The sequence below is a fragment of the Kitasatospora sp. NPDC097691 genome (assembly GCF_040302665.1).
In the GTDB taxonomy this organism is placed as follows: Bacteria; Actinomycetota; Actinomycetes; order Streptomycetales; family Streptomycetaceae; genus Kitasatospora.
Map to the genome: position 1 here is coordinate 1 of NZ_JBEORY010000004.1, position 18,107 is coordinate 18,107.

At 71.3% G+C, this 18,107-nt stretch carries 16 protein-coding genes, 1 rRNA gene and 1 riboswitch; of the genes, 10 read left to right on the forward strand and 7 right to left on the reverse strand.

Annotated features, from left to right (window positions below):
• From ABTY56_RS04025 to ABTY56_RS04040, 4 genes are all read right to left on the reverse strand, one after another.
• Positions 1 to 93: ribosomal RNA gene (locus ABTY56_RS04025) — 16S ribosomal RNA — on the reverse strand; the annotation flags it as partial.
• Between the two features lie 440 nt (positions 94 to 533).
• Complete coding sequence (locus tag ABTY56_RS04030) at positions 534 to 1,610, reverse strand: threonine aldolase family protein (RefSeq protein WP_350626639.1); 1,077 nt, start codon at positions 1,608 to 1,610, stop codon at positions 534 to 536.
• Positions 1,607 to 2,365, reverse strand: a complete 759-nt coding sequence (locus ABTY56_RS04035; RefSeq protein ID WP_350626286.1) for an SDR family NAD(P)-dependent oxidoreductase — start codon at positions 2,363 to 2,365, stop codon at positions 1,607 to 1,609. Before ABTY56_RS04035 ends, ABTY56_RS04030 begins: the two co-directional genes overlap by 4 nt.
• Entirely contained in the window at positions 2,362 to 3,762 is a 1,401-nt protein-coding gene (locus ABTY56_RS04040; RefSeq protein WP_350626288.1) for a DUF6421 family protein, read from the reverse strand. The genes ABTY56_RS04035 and ABTY56_RS04040 overlap by 4 nt, the downstream gene beginning before the upstream one ends.
• Before the next feature lie 586 nt (positions 3,763 to 4,348).
• Between ABTY56_RS04040 and ABTY56_RS04045 the strand changes: the two genes are divergently transcribed.
• The 5 genes from ABTY56_RS04045 to ABTY56_RS04065 all read left to right on the forward strand — a co-directional run bounded on the left by ABTY56_RS04045 (position 4,349) and on the right by ABTY56_RS04065 (position 8,867).
• Positions 4,349 to 5,236: an ABC transporter substrate-binding protein gene (locus ABTY56_RS04045; RefSeq protein ID WP_350626290.1), complete on the forward strand. Its 888-nt coding sequence runs from the start codon at positions 4,349 to 4,351 to the stop codon at positions 5,234 to 5,236.
• Positions 5,233 to 6,165 (forward strand): amino acid ABC transporter permease, encoded by a 933-nt coding sequence (locus ABTY56_RS04050; RefSeq protein WP_350626292.1) that lies wholly within the window; start codon positions 5,233 to 5,235, stop codon positions 6,163 to 6,165. Before ABTY56_RS04045 ends, ABTY56_RS04050 begins: the two co-directional genes overlap by 4 nt.
• Positions 6,162 to 6,917 carry an amino acid ABC transporter ATP-binding protein gene (locus tag ABTY56_RS04055; RefSeq protein WP_350626294.1) on the forward strand — a complete coding sequence of 252 codons (756 nt, stop codon included), beginning with the start codon at positions 6,162 to 6,164 and terminating at the stop codon, positions 6,915 to 6,917. Before ABTY56_RS04050 ends, ABTY56_RS04055 begins: the two co-directional genes overlap by 4 nt.
• 300 nt (positions 6,918 to 7,217) lie before the next feature.
• On the forward strand, positions 7,218 to 7,772 hold the full coding sequence (locus ABTY56_RS04060) for a DUF5134 domain-containing protein (RefSeq protein WP_350626296.1): 555 nt from the start codon (positions 7,218 to 7,220) through the stop codon (positions 7,770 to 7,772).
• 147 nt (positions 7,773 to 7,919) lie between these two features.
• Positions 7,920 to 8,867 carry a M56 family metallopeptidase gene (locus tag ABTY56_RS04065; RefSeq protein ID WP_350626297.1) on the forward strand — a complete coding sequence of 316 codons (948 nt, stop codon included), beginning with the start codon at positions 7,920 to 7,922 and terminating at the stop codon, positions 8,865 to 8,867.
• A 115-nt stretch (positions 8,868 to 8,982) separates the two neighbouring features.
• Here ABTY56_RS04065 and ABTY56_RS04070 read toward each other — a convergent pair whose 3' ends face one another.
• A complete protein-coding gene (locus ABTY56_RS04070; protein WP_350626299.1) occupies positions 8,983 to 9,420 on the reverse strand; it encodes a MarR family winged helix-turn-helix transcriptional regulator in 438 nt (145 codons plus the stop codon).
• A gap of 87 nt (positions 9,421 to 9,507) precedes the next feature.
• Between ABTY56_RS04070 and ABTY56_RS04075 the strand changes: the two genes are divergently transcribed.
• Together ABTY56_RS04075 and ABTY56_RS04080 are read left to right on the forward strand one after the other, a co-directional pair.
• A complete protein-coding gene (locus ABTY56_RS04075) occupies positions 9,508 to 11,022 on the forward strand; it encodes an MFS transporter (RefSeq protein WP_350626301.1) in 1,515 nt (504 codons plus the stop codon).
• A gap of 229 nt (positions 11,023 to 11,251) precedes the next feature.
• Complete coding sequence (locus tag ABTY56_RS04080) at positions 11,252 to 11,857, forward strand: TetR/AcrR family transcriptional regulator (protein WP_350626303.1); 606 nt, start codon at positions 11,252 to 11,254, stop codon at positions 11,855 to 11,857.
• Between the two features lie 193 nt (positions 11,858 to 12,050).
• Here ABTY56_RS04080 and ABTY56_RS04085 read toward each other — a convergent pair whose 3' ends face one another.
• A complete protein-coding gene (locus ABTY56_RS04085) occupies positions 12,051 to 12,917 on the reverse strand; it encodes a Sco1979 family transcriptional regulator (protein WP_350626306.1) in 867 nt (288 codons plus the stop codon).
• 418 nt (positions 12,918 to 13,335) lie between these two features.
• Here ABTY56_RS04085 and ABTY56_RS04090 point away from each other — a divergent pair, with 418 nt between their 5' ends.
• Positions 13,336 to 13,917 (forward strand): ATP-binding protein, encoded by a 582-nt coding sequence (locus ABTY56_RS04090; RefSeq protein ID WP_350626308.1) that lies wholly within the window; start codon positions 13,336 to 13,338, stop codon positions 13,915 to 13,917.
• Positions 13,918 to 14,302: 385 nt separating this feature from the next.
• Here ABTY56_RS04090 and ABTY56_RS04095 read toward each other — a convergent pair whose 3' ends face one another.
• Positions 14,303 to 14,566: a DUF397 domain-containing protein gene (locus ABTY56_RS04095; protein WP_350626310.1), complete on the reverse strand. Its 264-nt coding sequence runs from the start codon at positions 14,564 to 14,566 to the stop codon at positions 14,303 to 14,305.
• A gap of 559 nt (positions 14,567 to 15,125) precedes the next feature.
• On the opposite strand from ABTY56_RS04095, the gene ABTY56_RS04100 reads away from it, so the two are divergent.
• Both ABTY56_RS04100 and ABTY56_RS04105 read left to right on the forward strand, forming a co-directional pair.
• Complete coding sequence (locus ABTY56_RS04100; RefSeq protein ID WP_350626312.1) at positions 15,126 to 16,085, forward strand: sirohydrochlorin chelatase family protein; 960 nt, start codon at positions 15,126 to 15,128, stop codon at positions 16,083 to 16,085.
• 469 nt (positions 16,086 to 16,554) lie between these two features.
• A riboswitch (cyclic di-AMP (ydaO/yuaA leader) is annotated at positions 16,555 to 16,716 on the forward strand.
• 7 nt (positions 16,717 to 16,723) lie between these two features.
• Positions 16,724 to 17,971 (forward strand): transglycosylase family protein, encoded by a 1,248-nt coding sequence (locus tag ABTY56_RS04105; RefSeq protein ID WP_502893021.1) that lies wholly within the window; start codon positions 16,724 to 16,726, stop codon positions 17,969 to 17,971.
• Positions 17,972 to 18,107 lie beyond the last annotated feature (136 nt).

Sequence of the window (18,107 nt, forward strand, 5' to 3'; positions counted from 1 at the left end):
ACTGATCCACCCCGAAGGGCTTCACCGTTCGACTTGCATGTGTTAAGCACGCCGCCAGCGTTCGTCCTGAGCCAGGATCAAACTCTCCGTGAATGCTTACTCGGCCCCAACATTAAGCAGGGCCGGTCCACACCCGCGTTGAGCGGCACGGCAACCACCGGAATAGGGCGGCCCCGCGCACTGCGTCCTCGCTAGTGTTATTTCAAAAGGAATCTCCAACCCCGATCAAACGACCGAGGCCGGGGATGTCAACATATCTGGCGTTGACTTTTGGCACGCTGTTGAGTTCTCAAGGAACGGACGCTTCCTTCGGACCGCCTTCCAGCGGACCCTCCGGGCTTCGTTCTTTCGTGTTTCCAGCTTATCAAATGTTTTCCGCTCCGTTTACCGGAGCTTCATTCACCCGATTCGCTTTCCGCTTTGCCGCCCCGGTCTCCCGCGGCGACTCCGGAACTGTACGGGGACCGGCCCGCCACATGCAAATCGCCCCCGCCCGGGAGTCCGGACGGGGGCGATTCGTGGTTCGATCACCGTCAGGCGCGGCCCATCTCCTCGACGATGGCCGCCGCGAAGGCATCGATGTCGGCCTCCGTGGTGTCGAAGGAGCACATCCAGCGCACCTCGCCGGTGTGCTCGTTCCAGAAGTAGAAGCGGTAACGCTTCTGCAGCCGCTCGCTCACCTCGCGCGGGAGGATCGCGAACACCGCGTTCGCCTGGACCGGGCGGACGATCTCGACGCCGTCGATGTCCCGGACCGCGGCCTCCAGGCGGCTGGCCATCGCGTTGGCGTGGCCGGCGTTGCGCAGGTAGAGGTCGCCGGAGAGCAGGGCCTCGAACTGGACCGACACGAAGCGCATCTTCGAGGCCAGCTGCATCGAGGTCTTACGCAGGTACTTGATGTTGCGGACCCGCTCGGGGTTGAGCACCACCACGACCTCGCCGAACAGCAGGCCGTTCTTCGTCCCGCCGAAGGACAGCACGTCGACGCCCACGTCGGTCGTGAAAGCACGCAGCGGCTGGCCGAGCGAGGCGGCGGCGTTGGCCAGGCGGGAGCCGTCGACGTGGACGAGCATGCCCAGCTCGTGGGCGTGCTCGGTGATCGCGCGGATCTCCTCGGCGGTGTAGAGGGTGCCGAGCTCGGTGCTCTGGGTGATGGAGACCGCGAGCGGCTGCGCGCGATGCTCGTCGCCGTAGCCCCAGGCCTGCTGGTCGAGCAGCTCGGGGGTGAGCTTGCCGTCCGGGGTGGGGATGGTGAGCAGCTTGATGCCGCCCATCTTCTCCGGGGCGCCGCCCTCGTCCACGTGGATGTGGGCGGTCTCGGCGCAGACCACCGCGCCCCAGCGCGGGAGCAGCGACTGGAGGGCGACCACGTTGGCGCCGGTGCCGTTGAAGACGGGGTACGCCTCGGCCTTCTCGCCGAAGTGGCGGCGGAAGACGTCCTGGAGGTGGGCCGTGTAGTCGTCCTCGCCGTAGGCGACCTGGTGGCCGCCGTTGGCGAGGGCGATCGCGGCCAGGACCTCCGGGTGCACGCCGGCGTAGTTGTCGCTGGCGAAGCCGCGGACGGCGGGGTCGTGCCGCCGTACCGCGTCCGTACGGGTGAGGTCGGTCATCGGGCTGTCAGCCACAGGTGCTGTCCGTTCAGTTCTGCTGCGGGGCGGTCCCAGAGGCCCGCCAGGTGATCGGCGAGGTCCGCGGTGTCGGTGAAGCCGGCGAACTTCGCCTCCGGCTTCTCGGCCCGCATTTCGGGGCTGACCAACGCCTTGATCACCAGGATCGCAGCCGCCGCGGTGGGCTCGCCGTCCGGGGCGGTGGTCTCCTTCTTGAACGAGTCGGCCATGGCGAGGGTCCACGCCTCGGTGGCGGCCTTGGCGGCGGCGTAGGCGGCCCCGCCGGCGGTGGGCTTGTGCGCGGCCGCGGCGGAGATCATCGCGTAGCGGCCGGACTCGCTGCGGACCAGCGCGGGCTGGAAGGCCAGCGAGGTGTGCTGGAGGGTGCGCACGACGGTGTCGTGCAGGAAGTCCCAGTCGTCCAGTCGGCTGTCGAAGAAGGTCTTGCTGCCGCGCCAGCCGCCGACCAGGTGGAAGAGGCCGTCGACGTGGCCGTGCTCCGACTCCAGGTGGTCGGCCCAGTCGTGGACCTCCTGCGGGTCGAGCAGGTCGATGACCTGGCCGCTGACCTTGGCTCCGCGCACCGCCACCCGGGTGGCGTCGAGGGCGGACTCCAGGCGCTGGGCGTCGATGTCGGCACCGATCACGGTGGCGCCGTCGGCGGCGAGGCGGCGCAGCACGGCGCGGCCGGCCGGGCCGCTGGCTCCGGCGACGGCGATGACCTTGCCGGCCAGCGGCGCGTTGGTGGAGGTGGTCACGCTGCGGCTCCCTGGGTGCTGTTGCCGGTGATGCCGGTGGTGGAGGCGATGACGCCGCTCAGCTTCTTGTTGAGGGCCTCGTAGAACATGCTCAGCGGGAACTCGTCCGGGAGCACGGCGTCGCACAGGGCCTTGTTGAGGGCCTTGCCGTCGGTGATGTCGAGCGGCAGGGCCTCGGGGCCCTTCGCCCAGGTGGAGGCGGGGTGCGGGGTGAGGTACTGGGAGACCAGCTCGTAGGCGGCGATCCAGTGGGCCGGCTTGGGCCGGTCGATGCCGTCGCGGTACAGCTTCTCGATGTCGGCGCAGAGCGCGTTGGTGACCTGCGGGGCGCGCTCCCAGTCGATGCTGAGGCGGTTGTCGCGCCAGCGCAGCGCGTCGTGCTTGTGCAGGTACGCGAAGAGCAGCTGGCCGCCGAGGCCGTCGTAGTTGCGCACGCGGTCGCCGCTGACCGGGAAGCGGAACATGCGGTCGAAGAGGACGGCGTACTGGACGTCGCGGGCGTGCGGGTTGCCCTCGCTCTCCAGCTGCACCGCCTCCTTGAAGGTGGTGAGGTCGCAGCGGAGCTCCTCCAGGCCGTACATCCAGAACGGGCTGCGCTGCTTGATCATGAAGGGGTCGAACGGCAGGTCGCCGTGGCTGTGGGTGCGGTCGTGGACCAGGTCCCACAGGACGAAGGTCTCCTGCGCGCGCTGCTGGTCCTGGAGCAGGCCCTCGGCGTCGGCCGGGATCTCCAGGCCCAGCTGCCGGACGGCGCTGGTGGAGACGGCGCGGAAGCGCGCGGCCTCGCGGTCGCAGAAGATGCCGCCCCAGGTGAAACGTTCCGGCGCCTTGCGCACGGACACCGTCTCGGGGAAGAGGACGGCGGAGTTGGTGTCGTAGCCGGCCGTGAAGTCCGTGAAGGTGATCGGCACGAACATCGGGTTGTCGAAGCGGGTGCGCTCCAGCTCGGCCAGCCAGTCGGGCCACACGACGCGCAGCAGGACGGCTTCCAGGTTGCGGTTCGGGTTGCCGTTCTGGGTGTACATCGGGAAGACGACCAGGTGCTCCAGGCCGTCCTCGCGCTGGTCGGCGGGCTGGAAGGCGAGCAGCGAGTCGAGGAAGTCGGGCTCCCGGTAGCCGGTGTCGGCCCACTTGGCGAGGTCCGCGTCGACGGCGGTGAGGTACGCGGCGTCGTGCGGGAAGTTCGGGGCGAGCTCCTCGACGGCGGCGCGGACGGTGGCGACCAGCGGGTCGACGGCGTGCCGCTGGACGGCGGCCAGGTCGATCGAGCCGTCCTTGGACTGCAGCGGGCGCAGCGACTCGACGGCCTCCTTCAGGCGCAGCCAGGCCGGGTGGCCGGCGAGGGTCGAGACCGGGGCGTCGGCCGCCACAGCGAGCCTTGGCGAAAGATTCTGCATCGTGGACTCACTTCGACAGGAGTTATTTCAACGGGGACACCATAAGTACGAAAGGTTCTCCCGTTCAAGGGGGTCCGGACCGGCAAAGCTCCGGTGCGCCGCCGCTGCGGCCCGAAATCCTGTGCGGGCAGGCCGTTGTCCGGCATGTGGACACTGATCTGGATGTTCTGGACAGATGCGCTGTTCTGATGCGAACCTCCCGGCATGTTCCCGGCGGTGATCACGGTGGCCGTACGCCACGACAGCCCGTTCCGGGTGCCCTCCCGTCGACACGGCGGCTGTTGCTGTCGGTGTCGCGCGCGCGGTCTCCGCTGCCACTGTCGCCGCTGCTGTTGACCCGGCCACCGGCCGCTGTCCGGCTGTCGTCGACCCGGCTGCTGCGGATCCGGCTCGGGGCACCGCGGACATGGGCCCGTACGCCGACCATGCCGTGTGTGTTCCGGCGCCGCCACCGGGGGAAGTGATCCGCCGGGAAACGGCCCGCCCCTCCGCGGCCTGCCGTCCCGCCCGTTCGCCCCGACCGTCCTGCTCGCCGTACCCGTTCTCCCCGCCCGTCCTGCCCGGTCCTTCCTCTTGGAGTCCCGCCATGACCCTCCGCAAGCCGTCCGCCGTACTGTCCCTCGCCGCGCTGGTGGCCGCCGCGGCCACGCTGAGCGCGTGCGCACCGCAGGACTCGAAGTCCGACGCCGCCTCCGGCGCCCAGGGCGCGGCCGGCACGGCGGCGGGCTGCGCGCCGGGGGCACTGGCGACGCGGACGGCCGGGACGCTGACCATCGGCACCGACAAGCCCGCCTACGACCCCTGGTTCTCCGAGGACAAGCCGGAGAACGGCAAGGGCTTCGAGTCGGCCGTGGCCTACGCGGTGGCGGAGAAGCTCGGGTACCCGACGTCCAAGGTCAGCTGGGTGGTCGCGCCGTTCGGCAAGGCGACCGCGCCGGGCGCCAAGGACTTCGACTTCGACATCAACCAGGTGTCGATCAGCGACGAGCGCAAGCAGGCGGTGGACTTCTCCTCCGGCTACTACGACGTGCGCCAGGCCGTCATCGCGCTGAAGAACTCCAAGGCGGCGGGCGCCAAGAGCATCGCCGACCTCAAGGCCGCCAAGCTCGGCGCGCAGGTCGGCACCACCAGCCTGGACACCATCACCGGCACCATCAAGCCGAGCAGCCAGCCGGCCGTCTTCGACTCCAACGACCTGGCCAAGGCCGCGCTGAAGAACGGCCAGGTCGAGGCCCTGGTGGTGGACCTGCCGACCGCCTTCTACATCACCGGCGCCGAGGTGCCGGAGGCCCAGGTGGTGGGCCAGTTCGAGACGGCCTCGCAGGGCGAGCAGTTCGGCCTGGTGCTGGACAAGGGCTCCAAGCTGACCGGCTGCGTGTCGCAGGCCGTGGACGCGCTGCGCTCGGACGGCACGCTGGCGAAGCTGGAGAAGCAGTGGCTCTCCGACGCCGTCTCGGCGCCGGTGCTGAAGTGAGCGCTGACACCAGCCCCGGCACGGCCGGGGACGCGACGGCGACCGGAGCCCCGGAGCTCGCGAAGCGCGCGGACGGGGACGACGGGTACCGCCCGTCCGAGCGGCGACTCGCGCACGAGGCGTACCGGCGCGCCCGGGCCCGCCGATCGGCGCTGATCGCCGCCGCCTCGACCCTCGCGACAGCGGTCGCGCTCTACCTGCTGATCGTCAACTCCCCCGGCTGGCAGGTGACTCGACGGACCTTCTTCAACCTCGGCTACGCCCGTCAGGCGCTGCCCGAGGTGCTGAAGGGGCTGCGGGTGAACCTGGAGCTGATGCTCGGCTGCGGGGTGCTGATCCTGGTGTTCGGCCTGCTGCTCGCAGTACTGCGGACGCTGCGCGGGCCGGTCTTCCTGCCGGTGCGGCTGCTGGCCACCGCGTACGTGGACTTCTTCCTCGGGCTGCCGATGATCATCTGTCTGCTGGTGATGATCACCGGGGTGCCGGCGCTGCGGCTGACCGGGGTCACCACCGATCCCCTGCTGCTGGGCGGGGCCGCGCTGGTGCTGACGTACTCGGCGTACGTGTCGGAGGTGTTCCGCTCCGGCATCGAATCGGTGCACCCGAGCCAGCGGGCCGCCGCGCGGTCGCTGGGGCTGACCAACGCGCAGGCGATGCGGTACGTGGTGCTGCCGCAGGCGGTCCGCCGGGTGGTTCCGCCACTGCTCAACAACCTGGTGAGCTTGCAGAAGGACACCGGGCTGGTGTCCATCGGCGGTGCGATCGACGCGGTGTACGCGGCGAAGATCATCGCGTCCCGGTCCTTCAACTTCACGCCGTACCTGCTGGCGGGTCTGGTGTTCATCGTGCTGACCGTTCCGCTGACCCGGTTCGCCGACTGGCTGACCGCGCGGATGAACCGTCGGCAGCTCCAGGGAGGTGCGGTGTGACGACGCAGGTGCTGCGGCTGGACTCGGTGCGCAAGACCTTCGGCGCCCAGGTGGTGCTGCGCGACGTGGACCTCGCCGTGCCCGAGCACTCGGTGACGGCGCTGATCGGGGCCTCCGGCTCCGGGAAGTCCACGCTCATGCGGTGCGTCAACCTGCTGGAGGGCATCGACGACGGAGCGATCTTCCTGGACGGTGAGGAGATCACCGATCCACGCGCGGACGAGGACGCCGTGCGGCGCCGGATCGGAGTGGTGTTCCAGTCGTACAACCTGTTCCCGCACATGACCGTGCTGGAGAACATCACGCTCGCGCCGCGCCGGGTGCACGGGGTCGCGCGGGCCGAGGCGGAGGCGCGGGCGCTGGAACTGCTCGACCGGCTCGGACTGGCGGCGAAGGCCGAGGAGTATCCGGACCGGCTCTCCGGCGGGCAGCAGCAGCGCGTCGCCATCGTGCGCGCACTGGCCACCGGGCCGCGGCTGCTGCTCCTGGACGAGATCACGGCGGCGCTCGACCCGGTGCTGGTCGGGGAGGTGCTCTCGGTGGTGCGGGACCTCAAGGAGCAGGGGATGACGATGGTCCTCTCCACGCACGAGATGGGGTTCGCGCGGGAGGTCGCCGACCAGGTCTGCTTCCTGGACGACGGGGTGGTGCTCGAACAGGGGCCGCCGGAGCAGGTGTTCGGCGATCCGCGGGAGGAGCGGACGCGGCAGTTCCTCAGCCGGGTGGTCGCCTCGGGACGGCTCCAGGGCTGAGGCCGGGCGGCCGGTGGGGGTGTGCGGCCGGGAGCTTCGCAACGACGGTCACAACCGTGCGCCCCCGTACGCGCCCTGGCCACGCCGAGGTGGCAGCGGTGATCGTGGACGGGACGACCGTCACCGCGGACGGGGGCGGCGAACGGCGGCGAACGGCGGCGACGACACGACGAACAGATGACGACTGACAGCTGACAGCCGACAGCTGACAGATGTTGAAATCTGTCAGCTGTCATCTGTTCGCCGACCGCTGTTCGTCGTTCGCCGCCCTCCGTCGCCCGCCGCCCCGGGAGGCCGCCGTTGCACGGACCCACCCTGGTCAACTGGCTCCTCGCCCTCCTCACCGCCACGGCCGGCGCCACCTGCCTGATCCGGCTGCGCCACTCCCCCACACCCTGCGCGTCGGGCACGCACCGCCCGCGCGCCCGGGAGTCCGACGCCGCCGAGGCCCTGATGGGGCTCGGCATGGCCGCGATGGCCGTCACCGGCGCCACCGTCCCGGCTGCCGTCTGGGCCTCGCTGTTCGGCCTCCCCGCCGCGGCCTTCCTGCTCGCCGCCGCCCACGCCCCGGCCGGCCGGGCCCACCGGTTGCACCACGCCGTCGGCGCGCTCGCCATGACGTACACGGCCCTCACGATGGCCGGGCCCCCCGGCCATCAGCACCACCAAGGCGGCCTGGGCGTGCCGCTGCTGACCGGCGCCCTCCTCCTCTACTTCGGCGGGTACGCCGTCTGGGCCGGCAGCCGGCTGCTGCGCACCCCGGCCGGCACCCTCGCCGTCGGCACCGCCGGACTCCCGCAGGCCTGCCGGCTCACCGTGGGCATCGGCATGTTCGCCATGCTCCTGACCATGTAATGCCGCCCGCCCTCGTACGCCAATCCCCCGCCGCGCGCGTGGCGTTGGTCACTGGCCCGTCGAAAGCCGTTCCACCGGACGTCGCCAGCGCATAGGTTGGCAGGGAGCGCCATGTCGCGTTCCGTGCGTACTCGGGGAGCCCATGCGATGACTGCCCTGATCGGCCTGCTGCTGCTCGGACTGCTGCTCTCGACCGTCGCGCCCCGGCTGCTGGCCCGGGCCCGCTGGGTGGAGCGCGAACCGGTGCTGGCGCTGCTGGTGTGGCAGTGCCTCGTGGTGGCGGTGCTGCTGTGCTGCGCACTGGGTCTGCTGCTGGCCGCCTCCGCCGCCCTGCCGGAGCTGCGCGCGCTGGTGTTCTCGGGTGCGCCGCTCGGCGTGGAGGCCGCGTACGGGCTGCAGGACGCCGAGGGCTGGGGCCGGCTGTGCGCCGCGGTGCTGGCGGCCGGTGGGGTCCAGACGGTGCTGGCGCTCACCCGCGAGGTCCGTACGGCCAAGGCGCTGCGCGACCGTCGGCATGCGCAACTCGCCACCCGCGCGCCGGAGTTGCCCGATTCGATCGAGACCACCCGAAGCAGCCGGGAGCGGCTGGTGGTGCTGGAGAACGTCCGCCCGGAGGCCTGGTCGCTGCCGGGCCCGAACTCCCGCCTGGTGGTCACCACCGGCGCGCTCCAGCAGCTGACCGATCGGGAACTGGCGGCCGTGTTGAGCCACGAGCGCGGCCACGTGCGGGCCCGGCACCACTGGCTGCAGCAGTTCGCGCAGGCGCTCGCCTCCGGCTTCCCCGGCGTGGGCGTGTTCAGCGCGTTCCGCGACCAGGTGGCGGAGCTGGTCGAGCTGGCGGCCGACGACCGGGCCGCACGTCGGCACGGTCGGCACACCACCGCCCTCGCGCTGGCCGAACTCAACCTGGACCGCGGGGTGTTCGGCTCCTGTCCGCCCGGCCTGGCGCAGTCCCCGAAGCGGGTGGACCGCCTCCTCGCGGGCCGCCCGCGGCTCCCGGTGTCACACCGGCTCCGGCTCACCGTGGTGGCCCTCGCCGCACCCGCCGCGGCCGTCCTGCTGGCCGTCGCCCCGGGGCTGCACTCGCTCCTCTGAGCCGCTCAGCGACCCGGGCGGATCGCCGTTCCGGGCCGGTCCGAGCCAAGCAGACCCAAGCAGACCCGAGCAGACCCGAGCAGACCCGCTCAGCCGGACGGAACGTGACGCCGGATCAGTCCGGCGGGGCTTCGCAGGACTTGTCGAGCCCGCCGCCGCCGAGGGTCAGCCCCAGCACCTCGCGGTGGAGCGGCCGGGCCTGCTCGTAGCGATCCCGACCGGCCTCGGTGAGGGTGAGCACGATGCCCCGCCGGTCGGCCTCACACATCGCCCGGGTCACCAGACCGGCCTTCTCCAGGCGGGCGATCAGCCGGGAGAGCGCACTCTGGCTCAGGTGGACGGTGGGCGCCAGCTCACTCACCCGCAGCGCGTGGCCGCCGCCGGCGTCGCACCCCTCGACCAGGCGCTCCAGCACCTCGAACTCGCTCATGCCCAGCCCGAACCGGTCACCCAGCTCGCGGTCGAGCATGCAGGCGGCCGCAGCATGCCGGGCCAGCAGCTCGCGCCACTGCGCGACGAGGCCGGCCTCCGCCTGGGAGTCGAGTTCTGCCACGCCGCCACCCTAGCACCCGCGCCGTAAATTATTGCGTTCACATCTAATTCATTTGCATTGAATGCACACGCATGTACTGTCCTCCCCATGACCACCGCGACCGTCACGCCACCCGACGCCCCGTCAACCAGCGGGCCGCACTGGACTCCCCGCCTCTGGGGCACCCTGATCGTGCTCTGCGCCGCCATGTTCCTGGACGCCCTGGACGTCTCGATGGTGGGCGTCGCCCTCCCGTCCATCGGTTCCGAGCTGCATCTGTCCACCTCCACCCTGCAATGGGTGGTCTCCGGCTACGTGCTCGGTTACGGCGGCCTGCTGCTGCTCGGCGGCCGCGCCGCCGACCTGCTCGGCCGCCGTCGGGTCTTCCTGGTCGCCCTGGCCGCCTTCGCCGCCGCCTCGCTGGTCGGCGGCCTGGTCGACGACGGCGGCCTGCTGATCGCGGCCCGCTTCCTCAAGGGCGTCAGCGCCGCCTTCACCGCCCCGGCCGGCCTGTCGATCATCACCACCACCTTCGCCGAGGGCCCGGCCCGCAACCGCGCGCTGTCGATCTACACCACCTGCGGCGCCAGCGGCTTCTCGCTCGGCCTGGTGCTGAGCGGCCTGCTCACCTCGGTCGGCTGGCGCTGGACCTTCCTGATGCCCGTCCCGGTCGCGCTGCTCGCCCTGGTCTTCGCGATCCGCCTGCTCCCCCGCCCGGTCGAGGAGCCCGCCAAGGGCGGCTACGACGTGCTGGGCGCGATCACCGGCACCTCGACCGTGCTGCTGCTGGTGTTCACCGTCACCGAGGCGCAGGGCGCCGGCTGGCTGAGCCTGCGCACGATCGGCTCGTTGGTCGCGGTCGCCGCGCTGGCCGCCGCCTTCCTGCTGGTCGAGAGCCGTACCGCCCACCCGCTCGTACGGCTCGGCATCTTCCGCAACGGCTCGGTCGCCCGGGCCAACCTGGTCGCCTTCGCGATGACCGGCGCGTACGGCGGCTTCCAGTTCGTGGTGACCCTCTACCTGCAGCACCTGCTCGGCTGGTCGGCCCTGCAGATGGCCCTGGGACTGCTGCCGGCCGGCGCGTTCATCGCCCTCTCCGCGCCCTTCATGGGCCCGATCGTGGACCGCTTCGGCACCGGGCGGCTGCTGCCGATCGGCGTGCTCGCCCTGGTCGGCGCGTTCGCCCTCTTCCTGCGGCTGGACGAGCACAGCTCCTACGTCGCCCTGGTGCTGCCCTCGATGCTGCTGCTCGGCGTCGGTTTCGCGCTCGCCTTCCCCTCGGTGAACATCGCCGCCACCGACGGCGTGGCCGACGAGGAGCAGGGCCTGGCCTCGGGCCTGGTGAACACCGCGATCCAGGTCGGCACGGCGGTGGTGCTGGCCGGGGCGACCGCGATGATCACGGCCGGCAGCGCGGGCGGCGACAGCCCGCAGGCCCAACTGGACGGGTACCGGCCGGCGCTGGTGTTCGTCACGGCTGTCGCGCTGGTCGGACTGCTGGTCGCGACGGTCGGAGCACTGGTGGACCGACGTCGCAATGCGGTCCCCGTGACGGTGCCTGACTATGATTATCCGTCAGTCGGGTCGACGGCGGCCCGGGCCGAAGTCCTGACCGAGCGCTGATCCCGTGAGCCCCGCCCGCGGCCGACCCCCGGCCGTCGGGCAGTGGCGCCGGCTCCACCAAACCCCCGTGTTGGTGGAGCCGGCCGTCTTCGTACCGGCCGCCCGGGCGGCGCCCGTCGGGGCGCGGTTCCGCGGGGCGGCAGTCGGCTTCGCAAGTATATTGGCCCGGAGCCAACGAACGTTCGGAGCAGACACGATGGCACCTCGCGGGGATTCGGTCAACGAGGAGATGCGGCAACGCTCCCGCCGGCGCATCATGCGGGCCACCGTCGAGCTGGTTGACCAGCGCGGTTACGCGGGCACGACACTCACCGACATCGCCGAGCGCGCCGGGCTCGCCCGTGGACTGCTCTCCTACTACTTCGACGGCAAACGACTGCTGATGCAGTCCGCGACGCACCGGATGATGCACAAGTCGCTGTCCAGCGCCCTGGCGGAACTCGCGCCCGGCTCCTCCCCCGAAGCCCGGCTGGCCCGCGCCATAGACGCCGTCCTCGCGCTGGCGATGGACCACCCGCGGGTGATGCGCTCCCACCTGGCGCTGATCCTCGACCCGGACACCGGCGCCTTCGTCCAGGACCCGGAGCAGCAGCAGCTCGGCGCCATCCTCCAGGGACTGCTGCTCGACTGGGGCGCGCCGGACCCGGTTGCCGAGCACGCGGTGCTGCGCAGTGCGCTGATGGGAGGCTGCATCGGGGTGCTGCTGCCGGGCGCCGAGCTCCCGCTCGCCCCGATCCGGGCCGACCTCTTCCGCCGCTACGACCTGTCCTGGCACCTCGGCAACCCGCCGCAGCCCGACCCGCCGGAACGCGAAAGGCCGCCGGCCCGCGGTTGACGGCGGGTGGGCGGCCTGCCACTCACTCACTCACTCACTCACTTCGATCCGCTGCCGGGGGCTCCGTGAGGGAGGAGACTCCCGGGGCCCGGACCGCAGCGGCTCGGCGGCGTTCCGGGGCTCAGCGCTCCCTCAGGGTTCGGCGCTCCTGCGGGACTCGGTACTCCCTCAGGGTTCGGCGTTCCCCTGGGGCTCAGCGCTCCTTCAGGATCGAGGCGAGCAGGTCTATGGTGCGCTCCGGTGTGAGGCTGTCCACGCAGAGCCGCTCCATGACCTGGATGTACGCGTCGACGTCGTCCCGCTTGTCCAGGTAGAGCGCACTGGTGAGCTGCTCCAGGTAGACCACGTCCGCGAGGTCCTGCTCCGGGAAGCGCAGGATCGTGAACGCGCCGGACTCCCCGGCGTGCGCCCCAAAGCGGAACGGCATCACCTGGATCACCACGTTGGCCTGCTCGGCGACGTCGATCAGGTACTGCACCTGACCGCGCATCACCTTGGGCCCGCCGACCGGCCGGCGCAGCGCGGCCTCGTCGATGACCGCCCACAGACGCGGGCTGGCGCCCTCGGTCAGCAGCTTCTGGCGGCGCAGACGGAGGCTGACCCGCCGTTCGACCTCTTCCTCGCTGATGACCGGCCGACTCTGGCCGAAAACCGCCCGTGCGTACTCCTCGGACTGCAGCAGCCCGGGGATGAACTGCACCTCGTAGGTGCGGATCAGCTGGGCGGCCTCCTCCAGCCCGACGTAGGTCTGGAACCAGCCCGGCAGCACGTCGTTGAAGCTGTGCCACCAGCCGGACTTGTTGGCCTCGCGGACCAGGCCGAGCAGGGCTTCCCGCTCCATGCCGTCGTCGACGCCGTACAGGCTGAGCAGGTCGGCGACGTCGCGCTCCTTGAAGCTGACGCGGCCGAGTTCCATGCGGCTGATCTTGGACTCGGAGGCCCGGATCGCGTAGCCCGCGTCCTCGCGGGTGATGCCGCGCGCCTCTCGCAGGCGACGTAGCTGCGAGCCGAGGAGGATCCGGCGGACCATCGAGCCGCCGCCCGGCTGAACTGTGGTCATGCGGTCGAAACCTCCACCTAGGGCAAACAGCGCACAGTCTGCCATCAGTTGAGCGCTCACGGTGCCGATACTGACGGATGTTCCTATCAGTTCTGCACTCCGCACACCAGGATGCACGTGCATCCGGCGCTTGCATATGCCAATAGTGCGACTGCACGTGAATCGACTCTTGCATCTGCAGTGAGCGCACACCACCATGGTGCACGTGCACCTGCACATCCCTGGCAATCCCGCGGGCTCCGCGTCGACCCCACGCGCGACTCCGTGCACCGGCCCGACGGCGTCCCCCGCGTCATCGGGCGTTCGAGTGCGCGCGCGTCTGGTCGAAGGGGCGGCCGAGCGGCCGAGCGAGTCGGAGGTGACCGGCATGACCCCGGCGGGTCCAGCCGTGTCCGCCCCCTTATGGGAGGAGCTCTTCATGAGCACCGGTACGGCTTTGGCGGTTGACCCCCATGTGGTCACCTGTACGCTCGCTCCTCGCTTCGAAGCCGTCAGAACCGCGCGCGACTTCGCCCGGACCACGCTCCAGCGTTGGGGACTGACGGAGCTGTTCGACGACGTGGCGCTGGTGGCGTCGGAACTCGTGACCAACGCGCTCCGGCATGCGATCGGCGCACGGCCCGACCCGACGGGCGGTGCCCCGGGCGAGTTCGACTTTCCCACACAGGTGACCCCGGACGGGCGGCTGCCGATCCGAATAAGCCTCGTGCACCGCGCGCCCCAGGTGGTCTGCGCGGTGAGCGATCCGAGCAGCGTGGGCCCGGTGGCCCGGGAGGCGGACTTCGTCGCCGAATCCGGCCGCGGGCTGCACCTGGTGGAGTCCTTCAGCCGCTCCTGGGGCTGGCACCCGCTGGGCAGCGGCAAGGTGGTCTGGGCCCTGTTCGAGGCGGAGCCGGCGGGCGGCCCGCTCGACGGACGCCCGGAGATCGGTGGGCGCGCGGCGATCGACGCGCTCGGCGGCCCGGTCGACATCGGTGGACGGCACCGGCGCTCGGCCTAGCGCCTCGCGGCACGTGGCGAGCAGCGCCCGGCGCGCGGTCGGCCGAAGGACCGGCCCGATGATCGGTCGGGAGACCGGTGCGATGACCTGCCCGGTGATCGGCCGGGAGAGCGGTCGAGTGGTCGATCGGCACACCGGTCGAGTGGTCGGCCCGGTACGCAGTCCCGTGCCAGGCCCTTCAGCGGGCCGAACGGCAGGCGGAGCGGCCGGTCGAGGGAAGCCCCGGGAGGACCACACCCCGGGCCCCTGCGCCAGGCCCCGTCACCGGTTCCCCCGGGCGGCGACCGGTCCGGGAGGCGACGGCACCCGAGACAGTGGAAAAGACAAAGGCCGTCGTGGTGTCGGCACCCACGACGGCCCCCCGATGGTGGAGCACGGCGGTCGGTCAGACCGCCAGGTGGTCGAACTCCCCGTCCTTGGCCCCCAGCAGCAGGGCGGCGATCTCGGCCCGGGTGTAGATGAGGGCCGGACCGTCCGGGAAGCGCGAGTTGCGCATCGCCACGTCGCCGCCCGGCAGGGCCGCGAACTCGACGCAGTTGCCCTGGGAGTTGCTGTGCCGGCTCTTCTGCCAGACCACCCCCGTGAGATCGGCCGCAGCCATCCCGTTGTAGGTGCCGTGCGAGCCGTGCGTGTTCTGCGAGTCGTGCATAGAAGTCTCCCGAAGAGCTCCGGAGTTGTCGTCCAGCGCGGCGCCCCCGGCACCGCCGAACGAACGGACCGGCCCCGTACCGGCCCGGCACAACGCCTCACTTGACGCGATGATAGCTGCAGTGCACGTGCATCAGCACGGGACATTGCAGGTGCACGAGGCCTTTTACCCGCAGCCCCGAACTCTTCACGGGGCCTTCTCCTGACGGTACGTAAACGGACATAGCCGACTGAATCACCGGGGTCGCGATAACCGGCCGTGAGCGGCTCCCCGCTGAATGTTGATCTTCGAATGCCGGGAGTCGCACCGCCGTGACACTCCGTCAGGCGACCTCCGGGCTGTGAGACATCTCACGCGCCGCGAATGCAACGCCGCACCCCACCGGGCACGTCGAGGCAATGGCCCGTGCTCGCACGGGGGTTGGGTGTGGAATGTCCGGATTGTAGGCAAACCGCCCGAACCCGATGCGGCGGACACACCGGGTTCGCACGGCGGCCGCGCGAAACCCGTACGGCAGCCGACTGCAGGCCGGACGGGCAGATGTCCTACGATCTCCGGCATGAGCACCGCAGCCATCCCGGGCGCGCCACTGCCCGTCCGCACTCCAGGCTCCCGTGCGCGGGGGCGCCACCGTCGTCCCGAGCGCCCCGAAATTCCGACCGGCGCACCGGCACTGGTGCTGGCCGTGCCCGCGGCCGCCGGGCCCGAGTCCCGCTCGGTCGTCGAGGAGCTGCTCTCCATCGTCCGCAGCGAGCAGAACGGCGTCCACGCCGCGGTCGGCTACCTCCCCGGCGAGTCCGCCGAGGGCGAGGGCGGCGAGGACCGCACCGTCGCCGAGCTCCTGGCCACGGCCGCCGAAGCCGGCCTGCCGACGCCCGTCCTGGTGCCGCTGGTGCCCGGTCCGCACGGCTTCCTGCCCGAACTCCACGCGCTCGCCGCCGAGTACGGCGCGCCCGTCACCGACGCGCTGGGCCCGCACCCGCTGCTCGCCGAGGCCGTGCACGTACGGCTCTCCGAGGCCGGGCTGGCCCGCGCCGACCGCGCCCGGCTCTTCGCCATCGCGACCGCCGCGGACGGCGTGGTCCTGACCACCGTCGGCGGCGAGGACGCCGCCGCCGCGGCCGGCATCACCGGCGTGCTGCTGGCCGCCCGCCTGGCCGTCCCGGTCGTGGCGGCCGCGCTCGACGTGCCCGGCTCGGTCGCCGCGGCCGTCAACCACCTCAAGGAGACCGGCTCCCAGCGCCCGGCGCTGGCCCCGCTGGTGATCGGACCGGAGGCCGACTCCGAGCTGCTCGCCACGGCCGCCGAGGAGACCGGCTGCCCGTCGGCGGCGCCGCTGGGCGCGTACCCGACCGTCGGCCAGCTGATCGCCTCTACCTACCTGGCCGCGTTGCCCACGCCGTCCCCGGAGGACCTGGCACGGGCCGAGGCGGAGGCGGCGGCCGCCGCCGAGGCCGAGGGGGCCGTGGAGGGCACCCGTGGCGCCCACGCGGCCGCCGAGGGACCTGCCGGACAGTAGCTGACACCGCGCGCCCGTCGGCGCGCACACGGGGCCCGGAACGGTTTGCGTTCCGGGCCCTTCGCTTTGCCCGCTTTCCTGCTCCTGCGCCGTACGGGAGTTACCGGAGTTAAGCGAACAATGAATGGAATGTCCGTTCTGGTGCTGTTTGCAAGGGAATAGCGGGCGCACTCCCGGGCGCTCGAATCACGGCCGCCCCCCCCGGTTCGACCAGTGCTCCGTTTCGCACTTCGACACACCGTCATGCCATTCCTGAGGCAAAGACAGTTGTGGACATCCGCAACCGCATTGCCGAAAAACGATCATTTGCGATCATGATTGCGTGCCATTTTGGCAGTTCCCACTAAACCGTGATGCGCGTCACAGCTATTTGCAGTTTGAACTTAAGTCTGCTTAACGTGCTCCCCGTTCGTGACCACACGGACCCAGTTCATCCGCGACGCCGAGTCCTGCCGTCGGATGTCCTGGCAGCGCGAAAACGCACCACGGCAGGAGCGGGGGACCCACAGGTAAGTCGCCCCGGACCGCTCCCAGGAACGGTTCAGGGCTAGGGGTGAAGCCGCGCTCACGCGCGGCCGGGCAACTCCGGCCCGAATCCGACAGCTCACCTCGCAGGCGTGGGAGAGGACCGCGTCTTCATGCTGCCCACCAACGGCACCCGTCTGTCCAGCCGCACCCGCCGCGTGATCGCCGCCATCGGCGTCGCGGGCGTCGGCCTCACCGTCCCGTGCCTCGTCTCCGGCACCGCCTCCGCCGCCTCCGTCGCGACCTGGGACAAGGTCGCCCAGTGCGAGAGCAGCGGCAACTGGAGCATCAACACCGGCAACGGCTTCTACGGCGGCCTCCAGTTCACCCAGAGCACCTGGTCCGCCTTCGGCGGCACCGCCTACGCCTCGCGCGCCGACCTGGCCACCAAGGACCAGCAGATCGCCGTCGCCGAGAAGGTCCTCGCCTCGCAGGGCCCCGGCGCCTGGCCGGTGTGCTCGGTCCAGGCCGGCCTGACCAAGGGCGGCGCCCCCGCCGCCGTCGACACCTCGGCCGCCGCCAAGCCCGCCGCCCCCGCCGCCCCCGCCGCCAAGCCGGCCCAGACCCCGGCCCCGGCCCCGGCGGCCAAGCCCGCCAAGCCGGCCACGCCCGCCCAGGACGCCGCCGACTCCGGCGCCGGCAACTGGGCCCAGAAGCACCAGCAGGCCGCCCAGAGCGACGACTACACCGTGGCCGAGGGCGACTGGCTGTCCTCGATCGCCGACAAGCACAACGTCCAGGGCGGCTGGCAGCGGCTGTACGAGCTCAACCGCAGCACCCTGACCGACGGCCCGAACACCATCTACCCGGGCCAGCACCTGACCTTCGGTGACCACGGCCAGACCCAGGAGTCCGCCTCGTCGGACAAGTCCGGCTCGGACTTCACCTGGTTCAACCGCTCGCAGAAGTCCGGTCAGTCCGCGAACGGCGGTGCCGTGAACGCCAAGCCGGTCGCCCAGACCCAGACCCCGGCCGCTCAGGCCCCGGCCCAGGCCGCCACCGGCAGCATGGCCGCCGCGGTCGCCTTCGCCGAGTCCAAGGTCGGCCAGGCGTACGTCTACGGTGGCACCGGAAACGGCGGCTGGGACTGCTCCGGTCTGACCCAGGCCGCACTGCGCGCCGCGGGCATCTCCGTCCCGCGCGTCGCCGCCGACCAGGCCGCCGCCAGCACCCACGTCTCGCTGGACAGCCTGCAGCCGGGCGACCTGCTGTTCTGGTCCAACAACGGCAAGGACTCGGGCGTTTACCACGTCGCGATCTACGTCGGCAACGGCAAGTACGTCGAGGCCGCCAACCCGAGCTCGGGCGTGCGCGAGCAGACCATCGCCAACTGGGCCCCGGACTTCGCCGGCCGGGTCTGAGCACGGCGAGACGGCTGACGGACGACAGCCGACAGCCGACGGATACCAGCTGACGGATTCCGGCTGACCGCTGACGGATGACAGATGACAGATTTCAACATCTGTCATCTGTCATCCGTCGCCCGAACGCTGATCG